Source organism: Halomonas rhizosphaerae, assembly GCF_030012485.1.
GTDB classification, from domain to species: Bacteria; Pseudomonadota; Gammaproteobacteria; order Pseudomonadales; family Halomonadaceae; genus Halomonas; species Halomonas rhizosphaerae.
Map to the genome: position 1 here is coordinate 48,049 of NZ_JASCQQ010000032.1, position 12,590 is coordinate 60,638.

At 68.1% G+C, this 12,590-nt stretch carries 10 protein-coding genes; 1 reads left to right on the forward strand and 9 read right to left on the reverse strand.

Translation table 11 applies throughout. The annotated features are described in order from the left end of the window. Nucleotides 1-3 precede the first annotated feature (3 nt). Nucleotides 4-1,029 carry a GlxA family transcriptional regulator gene (locus QLQ86_RS14860; protein ID WP_282733759.1) on the reverse strand — a complete coding sequence of 342 codons (1,026 nt, stop codon included), beginning with the start codon at nucleotides 1,027-1,029 and terminating at the stop codon, nucleotides 4-6. A 208-nt stretch (nucleotides 1,030-1,237) separates the two neighbouring features. On the opposite strand from QLQ86_RS14860, the gene QLQ86_RS14865 reads away from it, so the two are divergent. Next, entirely contained in the window at nucleotides 1,238-2,977 is a 1,740-nt protein-coding gene (locus QLQ86_RS14865; protein ID WP_282817464.1) for a formate--tetrahydrofolate ligase, read from the forward strand. Nucleotides 2,978-2,980: 3 nt separating this feature from the next. Here QLQ86_RS14865 and QLQ86_RS14870 read toward each other — a convergent pair whose 3' ends face one another. The 8 genes from QLQ86_RS14870 to QLQ86_RS14905 form a co-directional block, all read right to left on the reverse strand. Beyond that, nucleotides 2,981-4,273: an NAD(P)/FAD-dependent oxidoreductase gene (locus tag QLQ86_RS14870; RefSeq protein WP_282817465.1), complete on the reverse strand. Its 1,293-nt coding sequence runs from the start codon at nucleotides 4,271-4,273 to the stop codon at nucleotides 2,981-2,983. 155 nt (nucleotides 4,274-4,428) lie between these two features. Then, a complete protein-coding gene (locus QLQ86_RS14875) occupies nucleotides 4,429-5,502 on the reverse strand; it encodes an ABC transporter substrate-binding protein (RefSeq protein WP_282817466.1) in 1,074 nt (357 codons plus the stop codon). 54 nt (nucleotides 5,503-5,556) lie between these two features. Further along, nucleotides 5,557-6,924 (reverse strand): glutamine synthetase family protein, encoded by a 1,368-nt coding sequence (locus QLQ86_RS14880; protein ID WP_282817467.1) that lies wholly within the window; start codon nucleotides 6,922-6,924, stop codon nucleotides 5,557-5,559. A 57-nt stretch (nucleotides 6,925-6,981) separates the two neighbouring features. Beyond that, complete coding sequence (locus QLQ86_RS14885) at nucleotides 6,982-8,046, reverse strand: ABC transporter substrate-binding protein (protein WP_282733754.1); 1,065 nt, start codon at nucleotides 8,044-8,046, stop codon at nucleotides 6,982-6,984. Nucleotides 8,047-8,087: 41 nt separating this feature from the next. Further along, complete coding sequence (locus tag QLQ86_RS14890) at nucleotides 8,088-8,885, reverse strand: ABC transporter permease (RefSeq protein ID WP_282733753.1); 798 nt, start codon at nucleotides 8,883-8,885, stop codon at nucleotides 8,088-8,090. Further along, nucleotides 8,882-9,805: an ABC transporter permease gene (locus QLQ86_RS14895; RefSeq protein WP_282817468.1), complete on the reverse strand. Its 924-nt coding sequence runs from the start codon at nucleotides 9,803-9,805 to the stop codon at nucleotides 8,882-8,884. Before QLQ86_RS14895 ends, QLQ86_RS14890 begins: the two co-directional genes overlap by 4 nt. A gap of 10 nt (nucleotides 9,806-9,815) precedes the next feature. Next, nucleotides 9,816-10,943 (reverse strand): ABC transporter ATP-binding protein, encoded by a 1,128-nt coding sequence (locus QLQ86_RS14900; protein WP_282817469.1) that lies wholly within the window; start codon nucleotides 10,941-10,943, stop codon nucleotides 9,816-9,818. A gap of 32 nt (nucleotides 10,944-10,975) precedes the next feature. Further along, nucleotides 10,976-12,268 (reverse strand): NAD(P)/FAD-dependent oxidoreductase, encoded by a 1,293-nt coding sequence (locus tag QLQ86_RS14905; protein WP_282817470.1) that lies wholly within the window; start codon nucleotides 12,266-12,268, stop codon nucleotides 10,976-10,978. Between the last annotated feature and the right edge of the window lie 322 nt (nucleotides 12,269-12,590).

Genomic DNA, 12,590 nt, shown 5'->3' on the forward strand with positions numbered 1-12,590 from the left:
GCCTCAGCTCCCCGGCACCCGGTCGTCCGGCGTTTCCAGCTCGGCCTGACGCTGCTGCCGGCGCTTGCGCTCGCCGCTCGGCGAGTGGCCGAAGTGGTCGTGGTAGCACTTGGTGAAGTGGGGCGGCGAGACGAAGCCGCAGGCCAGTGCCACCTCGGTGATCGGCATCCGTGTCTGCTGCAGCAGCAGACGCGCCCGAGCCAGGCGCAGCTCAAGGTAGTACTTGAGCGGCGAACAGCCCACGTAGCGCTGGAAGAGGCGCTCCAGCTGGCGCCGCGACAGGCCGGCATAACTGGCCAGCTCGTCAAGGGCCAAGGGCTCCTGGAGGTTGGCCTCCATCAGGGTGGCCACCTCCTCCAGCTTGGGATGGCTGTGGCCCAGGCGCACCCTCAGCGGGCTGCGCTGGCGGTCGCCCACGCCGCGGATGCGCTCGTGGATGAACTCCTCGGCGATCGCCTCGGCCAGTGCCAGCCCCTGCTGGCGGCCGATCAGGTTGAGCATCATGTCCAGGGGGGCGATGCCGCCCGAGCAGGTGTAGCGGTCGCGATCCATGACGAAGAGCTGGGAGGTGAAGGTCACCTCGGGGAAGCGTCGCGCCTCGTGGAGGCTGCCGATATGCTCCCAGTGCAGGGTGCAGCGATAGCCGTCGAGTAGCCCCGCCCGGGCCAGCACATAGCCCCCGGTGCACACGGCGCCCAGGGGGATGCGCCGTTCGGCCAGGCGCCTGAGCCAGGTGAGCGTCGCGCGATCGCAGTGCGCCTGCACATCCACCCCGCCGCACACCAGCAGCAGGTCGAGTTGCAGCATGGGCTCCAGCGCCTGATCCACCGCCGTGGGCAGGCCGCTGCTCGCCTTCACCGCGGCGCCATCGCGGCTCACCAGGTGCCAGGTATAGAGGGCACGGTCGGCCAGATGGTTGGCCATGCGCAGCGGCTCCAGCGCCGCGGAGAAGGCGAGCTGCGAGAACCCGGACAGCAGCAGGAAGCCGATGTCATAGTGGTCCTTCGCCGGTACGGGAACCTCCATCATGCCTCCTTCCCCTCGCCGGCGCACGGTCGCGGCGACGTTGTCATCAGGGATAGCCCATCCCTTCGACCGTCGGCAAGGCCGGAGTGGCGGGCCGGGTGTCGCTGCGCCCAAGGCCGCTGACGTCGGCAGGCAAAAGCGTCGCGCTAGGCGCACGATACTGAACGGAACGCGACGCATGACCCGCCAACGTCCAAGAGGAGAGACGCTGATGGCCCCCCAAGCGACCGAACTGGCCCCGTCCCGACCCGCCGACAACCTGAGCATCGCCCGCGCGGTGCGTCTCTGGCCCATCGAGGAAATCGCCCACCGCCTGGGCCTGCCCGGCGAGGGGGTGGAGCCCTACGGCCGTGGCATCGCCAAGCTCGACCTGGCGGCCATGATGCCCCTGGCCGAGCGCCCGCGGGGGCGGTACGTGGTGGTCACCTCGATGACCCCCACCCCGACCGGCGAGGGCAAGACCACCACCGCCATTGGCCTGGTGCAGGGCCTGCAGCGCCTCGGCCACACCGCCAGTGTGGCCCTGCGCCAGCCCTCCATGGGCCCCACCCTGGGCCTGAAGGGGGGCGCCACCGGCGGCGGCTACAGTCAGGTGCTGCCCATGGAGCGCATCAACCTGCACCTCACCGGCGACATCCATGCGGTAGGGGCGGCCCACAACCTGCTGGCGGCCATGGTCGACAATCACCTGCACCATCGCCTGGAGCCCGAGTTGGATCCCCGCGAGGTGCGCTGGCAGCGCGTCATCGATCTCAACGACCGCGCCCTGCGGCACCTGGTCCTGGGCCTCGGCGGACGCGGCGACGGGATCCCCCGCCAGGGCGGCTTCGAGATCACCGCCGCCTCCGAGGTGATGGCGGTGCTGGCGCTGGCCGACTCCCTGGCCGACCTGCGCCGACGCCTGGGCCGGCTGATCGTGGGGCTGGACCGCGACGGCGAGCCGGTCACCGCCGAGCAGATCGGCGCCGCCGGCGCCATGACGGTGCTGCTCAAGGAGGCGCTCAAGCCCAACCTGCTGCAGACCCTGGAACATGGCCCGGCGCTGATCCATGCCGGCCCCTTCGGCAACATCGCCCACGGCAACTCATCGATCGTCGCCGACCGCATCGGCCTGCACGCCGGCGACTTCCTGGTCACCGAGGCGGGCTTCGGTGCCGACATGGGCGCCGAGCGCTTCTTCAACATCAAGTGCCGGGCCTCGGGCCTCGTCCCGGACGCCGCAGTGCTGGTGGTCACGGTACGCGCCCTGAAGTACCACAGCGGCCGTCACCGAGTGGTGCCCGGCCAGCCGCTGCCCGCCTCGCTGCTGGGGGAGTCCCCCGACGAGGTCCGGGAAGGCGGGGCCAACCTGCTCAAGCAGATCGACAACGTGCGTGCCCACGGCCTCACGCCCGTGGTGGCGATCAACGCCTTCCCCGGAGACCATGCCAGCGAGCATGCCGCCATCCGCGAGCTATGCGCCTCGGTGGGCGTGCGCACCGAGGTCTCCACCCATGTGCGCGACGGCGGCGAGGGCGCCCTGGGCCTGGCACAGGCCCTGGTCGAGACGATAGACGAGGCCGACGAGGCCGGGAGCGGCTTCCGCTTCCTCTACCCCGCCGAGATGGCGCTGGCGGAGAAGATCGAGCGCATCGCCACACGCCTCTACGGCGCCGAGGGGGTCGACTTCGCCCCGGGGGTCCGCGAGCGACTGGAGACCTGGCAGCACCAGGGATACGGGACGTTTCCGGTGTGCATCGCCAAGACGCACATGTCGCTCTCCCACGATGCCAGCCGGCTCGGTGCCCCGACCGGCTGGCGACTGCCGGTGCGCGAGGTGCGCCTCTCCGCCGGCGCCGGCTTCGTCTATGCCCTGGCCGGCGACATCCGCACAATGCCCGGGTTTGGCGCCTCGCCGGCCGCCACGCGGCTCGATATCGACGACGAGGGCAACACTGTCGGGCTTTACTGACTTTCAGATGCCCAGGCGGTCTCGGGTCTGGTAGTACCAGGCGCCGATGGCCGACAGCGGCACCCGCAGCAGGCGGCCGCCGGGAAACGGCAGGTGGGGCAAGCCGGCGAAGGCATCGAAGCGTTCCTCGCGGCCCGTCATCACCTCGGCGATCAGCCGCCCGGCCAGGTGGGTACAGGTGACGCCGTGCCCCGAGTAGCCCTGGGCATAGTAGACGTTGTCGTTGACCACCCCGAACTGCGGCAGGCGGTTGAGCGTCATCAGGAAGGTGCCGCTCCAGGCATAGTCCACCTTGACGTCGTCGAGCGACGGGAAGGTCGTGAGCATCTTGGGCCGAATGACGCCCGCGATGTCGGCCGGGTCGCTGCCGCCGTAGTTGACGCCACCGCCATAAAGCAGCCGGTTGTCGGCGGTGAGGCGGAAGTAGTCCAGCAGGTAGTTGCAGTCCTCCACCGCCAGGCCGTTGGGGATGAGGGCGCGGGCCCGCGCCTCGCCCAGCGGCTCGGTGGTGACGATCTGGGTGCCACAGGGCATCGACTTCCCCTCGATCTCGGGCAGCACGCCCTTGAGGTAGGCATTGCCGGCCATCACCACCCGATCGGCCCGCACGCGGCCGCCGGCGGTGCGCACCACCACCGGTTCGCCGTGCTCCACGCCGGTGACCGGCGAATACTCGAAGATGCGCCCGCCCAGCGACTCGATGGCGGCCGCCTGGCCCAACACCAGGTTGAGCGGGTGCAGGTGGCCGCCGCCATGGTCCACCAGGGCGCCGGTGTAGCGCTCGGTGTTGACCTCGCGCTTCACGGCCTCCCCCTCCAGCAGCTCGAGCTCCCGATAGCCGTAGCGCTCCCAGAGCGCCTTGTGCTCGCGCAGCCCGTGCATCTGCCTGGCGTTGCAGGCGGCGAAGAGGTTGCCGTCCTTGAGGTCGCAGTCGATGGCGTAGCGCTCGACCCGCTCGCGGATGATGCGGTTGCCCTCGAAGGCCATGTCGCCCAGGGCGCGGGCAGTATCGGCGCCGTACTTCTCCTCGATGACGTCCATGTCGCGACTGTAGCTGTTGACGATCTGGCCGCCGTTGCGACCCGAGGCGCCATAGCCGACCCTTACCGCCTCCAGCACCACCACCGAGAAGCCGCGCTCGGCCAGGTGCAGGGCGGCGGAGATGCCGGTAAACCCCGCCCCCACCACACAGATGTCACAGCCCACCTCGCCCTCGAGGGCGGCACGCTCGGGCGCGGCGTTGGCGGTGGCAGCGTACCAGGACGCGGCGTGATCGCGCTCGAATGGAACAGACATGGAACCCCCTGTTGGCAATTTTATTCAACATCAACACCCCATGTTAGGCGGAGTATCCCGACAATGGCAATGAACCGCCATGGGATAATCACCAGAAAAAAAGGCCGCCGGAGGGGGTTCCCCCTCCGGCGGCACCGGGGCACGGGGTGCCGGGATCAGCGACTGCGTGCCTCGCTCCACAACTCCTGGAGCAGCTCAAGCTCCTCGCCGCTCACCGAGGGGGTGAAATGCAGCCGCTCTCGGGCGGCGGCATCCGGCATCACCGGCGGTTCGCGCAGGGCATCATCGACGAGCGGCAGCGCCGCCTCATTGGGAGTGGTGTAGAAGTTGTAGTCGGCCAGTCGGGCGGCCACCTCTGGGCGCAGCAGGTACTCGATGAAGGCCCTGGCGGCATCCGGGTTCGGGGCGCGTGCCGGGATCGCCAGGACGTCCACCCAGCGCTGGGAGCCCTCCTCGGGAATGAAGAAGCCCAGCTTGCCGTAGGTCTCGGGGTCCTCGGCACGCTTGCCGGCCAGGTCGCCGTTGTAGGCGATGCCGGCATGGATCACCCCGTTGGCCACCTGCTCGATGGCCGCCGTGGCATCCACGAAGCCGACGAAGTTGTCCCGCTGGCGGGTCTCGATCACCCCCCGGGCCGCCGCCACCCAGGGTTTCTCGCCGACGCAGTCGAAGCCCTGGCCCTGGAAGGCGCAGAGGGTCCCGAAGGTGAACTGGGCATCGCCCTTGAGCAGCGCGAAGGGATAGTCGGCGTTGACCTCGGGGTCGTAGAGCAGCCCCCAGCTGGGCTCGGGCGCCGGCCAGGTCTCGCGGTTGTAGACCATCCCTGTCACCCCCCACAGGTAGGGCACGGTGTAGTCACCCTCGGGGTCGTAGCTCGGCGCGCGGAACTCCGCGAGGATATTGTCGTGCCCCTCGAGCCCCTCGCCCTCGGCGGCCAGCGGCTGGATCAGGCCGGCGTCGATCAGCCGCGGCACGAAGTAGTCCGAGGGCACGATCAGGTCGTACTGGGCATCCCCCCCGGCGGTGAGCTTGGAGAAGAGCTCGGCGTTCGAGTTGTAGTAGTTCTGCACCACCTCGATGCCCGTTTCCGTCTCGAAGTCGTCGATGATCGCCGGGTCCATGTAGTCCGACCAGTTGAACAGTCGGAGCTTGCCCTCCTCGGCCGTCGCCGCCAGGCTGACGGCCATCAGGCCCAGGCCCGCCAGCCGGGCCCACTGTCGCAGCAGCATGTCGTCCCCTCCCTGATGGATAACGTTGGTGTGGGGCCGGTGCCCCTCAGCGCACTATACCCGCAACAGCAGGTGCTCGCGTTCCCAGGAGCTGATGACCTGGAAGTAGGCGCGATGCTCGGCGCGCTTGACCGCCAGGTAGCTGTGGATGAAGCGCTCGCCGAGGATATCGGCCAGAGGCTGGCAGTCGTGCAGCAGATCCAGGGCCGGGCCGATGTCGTCGGGCAGCTTGTTGCCGCCGGACCAGGCGGACCCCACCATCGGCGGTCGCGGCTCGAGGCGTCCCATCAGGCCCAGATAGCCGCAGGCCAGCGACGCCGCCATCACCAGGTAGGGATTGGCATCCGCACCCGCCAGGCGGTTCTCGACCCGCGTCGCTTCGGGGGGAGAGACCGGCACACGCAGCCCCACGGTGCGGTTGTCCATCCCCCACTCCACGTTGATCGGTGCCGAACCGCTGGTCTCGGTGCGCATCAGCCGGCGATAGGAGTTGACGTTGGGCGCCAGCAGCAGCATCACCGAGGGCAGGTAGCGCTGCAGGCCACCGAGGAAGTGGTGGAACAGCTTGCTGGGCCGGCCGTCCGCGTCGGCGAAGACGTTGTGGCCGTCCTTGGCGTCGAGCAGGCTCTGGTGGATGTGCATCGAGCTGCCCGGCTCGTTGGCCATGGGCTTGGCCATGAAGGTGGCATACATGCCGTGGCGCAGCGCGGTCTCGCGCAGGGTGCGCTTGAACATCACCACCTGGTCGGCCAGGCAGAGGGGATCGCCGTGCTGGAAGTTGACCTCCATCTGGCCGGCGCCCTCCTCGTGGATCAGGGTGTCGAGGTCCAGGTTCATGGCCTCGCAGTAGTCGTACATCTCCTCGAACAGCGGGTCGAACTCGTTGACCGCATCGATGGAGAACGACTGGCGGCTGCTCTCCTGGCGGCCGGTGCGGCCGATGGGCGGCTCCAGGGGATAGTCGGAGTCGGTATTGGTCTTGACCAGGTAGAATTCCACCTCCGGGGCGATCACCGGTGTCCAGCCGCGGGCGGCGTAGAGCTCCAGCACCCGCTTGAGCACGTAGCGCGGTGCCAGCTCCACCGGCTCGCCGGTGAGGTAGAAGCAGTCATGGATGATCTGCGCCGTAGGGTCCTCGGCCCAGGGCACCAGGTAGACGGCGTTCGCGTCGGGCACCAGCTCCATGTCCCGTTCGGCGGGATTCCAGAAGCGGATGTCCTCGTCGTCGGGATAGCCGCCGGTGACGGTCTGGATGAAGATCGAGTCGGGCAGCCGCGGACGGCCGCCGTTGAGGTACTTGCCGGCGGGCATGATCTTGCCCTTGAGGATGCCGGTCAGGTCGCTGACCAGGCACTCGACCTCGGTGATGCCGTGATTCTGGAACCAGTCGTTGAGGAGCGGCTGCTCCTGTCGGTTACTCATGGGGAATTTCCTTGCTCGGGATGGCGAGCCCCCGGCCCGATGCCGGGGGCCCTGCGCTCAGCGAGACTGGACCTCGGACCAGAGCTGCTGGAAGGTCTGCAGGGCGTCGCCTTCCAGGCTGGGGGTGAAACGCAGTCGCTCCATGTCCGCCTCGCTGGGCTGGACGGGCGGCTCGGTCAGCACCGCGTCCAGGTGGGGCTCGGCGGCCGCATTGGGGCTGGCGTAGTAGTTGTAGTTGGAGAGCTGGGCGCCGACCTCGGCATCGAGGATGAAGTCGATGAACTTGTGGGCCATGTCGGGGTTGGGGGCCTCGGAGGGGATCAGCATCGCATCCACCCACATCTCGGCGCCCTCGTCGGGGATCATGAAGTCCAGGGTCTCGAAGGTTTCCGGGTCCTCGTCCTTGAAGAAGAGGTAGTCGCCGTTGTAGGAGAGCCCCACGTGGGTGACGCCGCGGGCCAGCTGCTGCAGCGCCGGCGTGCCGTCGGAGAAGCCGCTGAAGGTGTCGCGCCCCTTGGTGTCGATCAGCAGCCGGGCGGCCTCCTTCCAGGCGTTCATGTCGGTGCAGTCATAGCCGTGGCCCAGGAAGGCGCAGGCGCCGCCCATGCTGACCTGGCCGTCGCCCATCAGGGCGAAGGGATGGTCGGGATTGACCTCGGGGTCGAACAGCAGCGACCAGCTCTTGGGCGCATCCGGAAAGGTCTCGGTGTTGTAGACGATGCCGGTGGTGCCCCACTGATAGGGCGCGCTGTACTCGGCCCCCGGGTCGTAGGCCGGGTCCTGGAACTGCTCCATGACGTTGTCGAGGTTGTCGAGCTTCGACTTGTCGAGCTTCTGCACCAGGCCGGTCTGGATCAGCCGCGGCACATAGTAATTGGACGGCACGATGATGTCGTACTGCGAGACCCCGCCGGCATTGAGCTTGGCGAACATCTCGGGCAGCGAGTTGAAGTAGTTCTGCACGACGTCGACGTCGTACTTCTCCTCGAAGGCCTCGATGATCTCGGGGTCCATGTACTCGGTCCAGTTGAACAGATAGAGCTTGTTCTCCTGGGCCTGGACGCTGCCGGCCAGCAGCGCGGCGCCGACGGACAGGGCAAGTGCGGTCTTGTTGATTGTCATCTCGGACTCTCCTCGTTTCCCCTAGGGAAGGGTTGGCCGGCTCATGCCTGCCGGCGACGGCTGAACACCAGGCTGATGATGGCGGCGATGGCCACCGCACCGATCATCAGTGTGGCGATGGCGTTGATCTCTGGCGATACCCCCTTCTTGATCGCCCCCCAGATGTAGATGGGCAGGGTCGCGCTCTCCGGTCCCGCGGTGAAGAAGCTGATCACGAAGTCATCCACCGACAGCGTAAAAGAGAGGAAGAAGGCCGAGATCAACGCGGGTTTGATGGTCGGGAGCATGAAGTGCACGACCCGCTTGGTCGGCGAGGCATAGAGGTCCTTGGCGGCCTCGAAGAGCGTCGGGTCCAGGCCCACGAAGCGCGAGTAGACGATCAGCGCCACGAAGGGGATCTGGAAGGTGACGTGGGCGATGATCATGGTCACCAGGCCCGGCTGCAGCAGCCCGGTGAGGCGATGGATCTGCACGAAGAAGGCCATCTCCGAGATGCCGAAGACGATGTCCGGCAGCACGATGGGCAGGTAGATCAGCACGATCAGCCAGCCCAGCTTGCGGTGCCGATGGCGATACATGCCGTAGCCGATCAGGCAGCCGATCCCCAGCGCGATCACCGAGGAGGTGATGGCCAGGATCATGCTGTTGGCGAAGGCCGAGAGGATCTCCTCGTTGCCCATCAGGCGGCCATACCAGCGCAGCGAGATGCCGGTGAAGGTGGCCGCACTGTTGGAGGCATTGAAGGAGAACAGCACCACCACGGCGAGCGGCAGGTAGAGGAAGGCCAGGGTGAACCACCAGAAGCCGGTCAGGCCGCGCTTGAGCGTGCGCTTTCTCATATCACCACCTCCTCGCCGCCACCCAGGCGCCTGCCGATGCGACGCATGGCGTACAGCCCGATGAAGGTGGCGATCAGCATCAGGATCGCGCCGGCCGCCCCCAGCGGCCAGTTGGCCCCGCCGGCGAACTGGTTGGCCACCAGGTTGCCGAGCATCATGCCCTTGCCGCCGCCGAGCAGTTCGGGGATCACGTACATGCCGAAGGCGGGGATCGCCACCAGCACGATGCCGGCCAAGAGCCCTGGCAGGGTCTGGGGGAAGACGGCGTGCCAGAAGGCGCGCACCGGCGAGGCGAAGAGGTCCTGGGCGGCCTCCACCTGGGCGGTGTCGAGCTTCTCGAAGGCGGCGTAGAGCGGCAGCACCATGAACGGCAGGAAGTTGTAGACCAGGCCCAGGGTGACCGCGAAGTTCGAGGGGTAGAGCCCCATGTTGGCGCTGATCAGGCCCAGCGCCTCGGCGAGCTCGGAGAGCGGGGTGCCCGGCGCCAGCAGGTTCATCCAGCCGAAGGTGCGGATCACCTGGTTGGTCCAGCTCGGCACCACCACCAGCAGCAGCATGATCGGCCGCCATTTGGCGCGGCAGGTGCTGATGTAGTAGGCGATGGGGTAGGCGACAATCACCACCAGCCCGGTGGAGACCAGCGTCTGCCACAGGGAGCGCAACAGGGTGTAGAGGTTACCGGGGCTCCAGCCCAGGAAGCCGAAACCGGCCAGGCGCCGGAACGACTCCAGCGACAGCGGCAACTCCGGCAGGCCATAGGAGCCGTTGGTCATGAAGGCCACGCTCATCAGGTAGGCGCTGGGCAGCACCAGGAAGATCACGATCCAGGTCGCCCCGGGGGCCACGGTGAACAGCAGGTGCCGTGCCTCGCGCACCATACCGCGGCTGCGGGCGGAGGGCATTACGCCGGTGTAGGCCATGTGCGTCTCCTCACTCGCTCAGGGTGACCAGGTCTTCGGGGGCCACCGCTACCGTGACCCGGTCCCCCACCTCGGGCAGGTGCCGGCCGCGGTTGTTGAGGGTCGCCTGCAGGGTGCTGGTCCCGATCTCGAGGCGATACTCGGCATGGCTGCCGCGGTAGAGCCGCTCGCTCACCACGGCCGGCAGGTGGTTGTCGCCCGCCACCTCACCGGGCAGCAGGTCCAGGGTCTCGGGACGGATCAGCAGCAGCCCGCCCTCCCCCGGGTTCTCGGCGGTGAGCTCGCCGATCGGCGTGGTCAGACGCGCCCCCTGGCGGGCGGTGACCGGATAGAGATTGTCGTGGCCCATGAAGCGGGCGACGAAGGCGTTGGCCGGGCGCTCGTAGACCTCTCGGGGCGGGCCCACCTGCTGGATCACCCCGCCGTTGAGCACGGCGATGCGGTCGGACATCACCATGGCCTCCTGCTGATCATGGGTGACGAACACGAAGGTCATGCCCAGGCGCTTCTGGACCCGCAAGAGCTCCACCTGCAGCTGGCTGCGCAGGCCGGCGTCCAGTGCCGAGAGCGGCTCGTCGAGCAGCAGCACGTCGGGCTCGTTGACCAGGGCGCGGGCCAGGGCGATTCGCTGGCGCTGGCCACCGGAGAGCTGGTCGACGCGGCGGTCCACCAGATCGCCTAGCTTGATGAACTCGGCGATCTTCGCCACCCGGGCCTCGCGCTCCTCCGGGGGCATGCCGCGCATCTTGAGCCCGAAGGCCAGGTTCTCGCGCACCGAGAGGTGGGGGAAGAGCGCATAGGACTGGAAGACGGTATTGACGCTGCGCTTGTGGGGCGGCACCTCGGTGATGTCCTTGCCGCCGATCGCCAGGCGGCCGTCGTCGGCCTCCTCGAGGCCGGCGAGGATGCGCAGCAGGGTGGTCTTGCCGCAGCCCGAGGGGCCGAGCAGGGTAAAGAATTCGCCGGCCTCGATGGTGAGGTCGACGCCGTCCAGCGCCACGGTGTCGCGGCCGAAGCGCTTGTGCAGGCCCCGCATCTCGATGGAGGAGGCCTCGCGGGCCGCCTCGCCCTGCGTCGCCTCCCCGGCCGGTCGCGTGCCCGGTGACTCGATGGCTTCCGCCGTGATGGTGTCGCTCATGGGGGTGCCCTCTCGGTTCTCGATGGCCCGGTTCATAGCCGGTCCCGCAGTTTGTAGAAGTTGGTGGCCAGCACCAGCAGCGGCTTGCGCAACGCTCGCCCGCCCGGGAAGTGACGATGGGGCATGGCGGCAAAGACGTCGAAGCGTTCGCTCTGGCCGGCGATGGCCTCGGCCAGCAGCTTGCCGGCCAGCCCCGACAGGGCCATGCCATGCCCGGAGTAGCCCTGGGCGTAGTAGACGTTGCTGCCCAGCCGGCCGAAGTCCGGCGCTCGATCGAGGGTGATGGCCACGTCCCCGCCCCAGCGGTAGTCGATGCGCACGCCCTTGAGCACCGGAAAGATCCGCGCGATCTTGGCATCCATGCGCGCCTCGAGGCCCCGCGGTTCACGGCCATCGTAGCTGACCTCGCCGCCATAGATCAGGCGCCGGTCGGCGGAGAGCCGATAGTAGTCGAGCACGAAGTTGGCATCGGACAGGGCATCATTGCGGGGCAGTACCCGGGCCGCCCGCTCGGCCGAGAGCGGCTCGGTGGCGATCATGTAGTTGGCGGCGCGCATGATGCGACCGGAGAGTTCGGGCATCAGGCCTGCCTGGTAGGCGTTGGTGCCCAGCACCACGAAGTCGGCGGTGACTCGGCCGCTGGCGGTGATCACGCTGGCCGGCTGGCCGTGGCGGACCTCCACGGCGGCACTTCGCTCGTGAATCGCCACTCCGGCGTGGCGGGCCGCCCGGGCCAGGCCCAGCGTATAGTTGAGGGGGTGCAGGTGGCCGCCCTCGGCATCATGCAGGGCCGCCGGGTAGGCATCGGTCACCACGTGCTCGCGCAGAGCCTCCCCCTGGAGCATGGTGAGCGCCGGGTAGCCGTAGTCGCGCGCCATGCGCTCGCGGAACGCCTCTAGCTCGCGCACGTGGCGCTGCTTGACCGCGGCATGCAGGTAGCCCCAGGCCAGCTCGGAGGGGATCGCGTGTCGCTCGACCAACTCGGCGGTCAGCCGCACCGCCTCGCGGCTCATCTCCCAGATATCCCGGGCCCGCTCCCGGCCCAGGGCCTTCTCCACGGTGGTGATGTCGGTGCCCAGCCCTGGAAGGATCTGGCCCCCGCTGCGCCCGGAGGCGCCGTGCCCGATCTCCCCGGCCTCCAGCAGCACCACCGAGTATCCCCGCTCGGCCAGGTGCAGTGCCGCCGAGCAGCCGGTGATCCCGCCGCCGACCACGCAGACATTGGCCCGCACCTCGCCCTCGAGCGGGGGACAGTCACCGAGCTCGACGGCGATGGAATCGCGATACCAGGAGGCGGGCGGCGCCAGCGGTGGCGGGGTCGTCATGCGGGACACCTGTCTGTGATGCGCGGTGCGCTGGTTGTTGTTGGATCACCCGCCCGGTGAAAGCGCCCGGACAGGCCACCTCAGTTTGACACCAGCACCGCAACACCTGTCAAGTATTTAATACCTTGAAGCTCCCCTGGCTCCACAGGATATCGGAAGGACACACCCCAACTCCGTCGTATAAACCTGTTTAAAAAAGGAAAAAACGAAGACCACGGACGGGAGAGGGATAGACGAGCACCCGGAAATCCGGGCAGATCTCGTCAAGTAATCACCATCACTCACCCGGGCGACACCACGAAAGGGCCCTGCCTTCACGTCA

Coding starts and splice junctions, on each gene's coding strand:
- QLQ86_RS14860 (WP_282733759.1), bottom strand. CDS start 1,029: ATGATGGAGGTTCCCGTACCGGCGAAGGACCACTATGACATCGGCTTC.
- QLQ86_RS14865 (WP_282817464.1), top strand. CDS start 1,238: ATGGCCCCCCAAGCGACCGAACTGGCCCCGTCCCGACCCGCCGACAAC.
- QLQ86_RS14870 (WP_282817465.1), bottom strand. CDS start 4,273: ATGTCTGTTCCATTCGAGCGCGATCACGCCGCGTCCTGGTACGCTGCC.
- QLQ86_RS14875 (WP_282817466.1), bottom strand. CDS start 5,502: ATGCTGCTGCGACAGTGGGCCCGGCTGGCGGGCCTGGGCCTGATGGCC.
- QLQ86_RS14880 (WP_282817467.1), bottom strand. CDS start 6,924: ATGAGTAACCGACAGGAGCAGCCGCTCCTCAACGACTGGTTCCAGAAT.
- QLQ86_RS14885 (WP_282733754.1), bottom strand. CDS start 8,046: ATGACAATCAACAAGACCGCACTTGCCCTGTCCGTCGGCGCCGCGCTG.
- QLQ86_RS14890 (WP_282733753.1), bottom strand. CDS start 8,885: ATGAGAAAGCGCACGCTCAAGCGCGGCCTGACCGGCTTCTGGTGGTTC.
- QLQ86_RS14895 (WP_282817468.1), bottom strand. CDS start 9,805: ATGGCCTACACCGGCGTAATGCCCTCCGCCCGCAGCCGCGGTATGGTG.
- QLQ86_RS14900 (WP_282817469.1), bottom strand. CDS start 10,943: ATGAGCGACACCATCACGGCGGAAGCCATCGAGTCACCGGGCACGCGA.
- QLQ86_RS14905 (WP_282817470.1), bottom strand. CDS start 12,268: ATGACGACCCCGCCACCGCTGGCGCCGCCCGCCTCCTGGTATCGCGAT.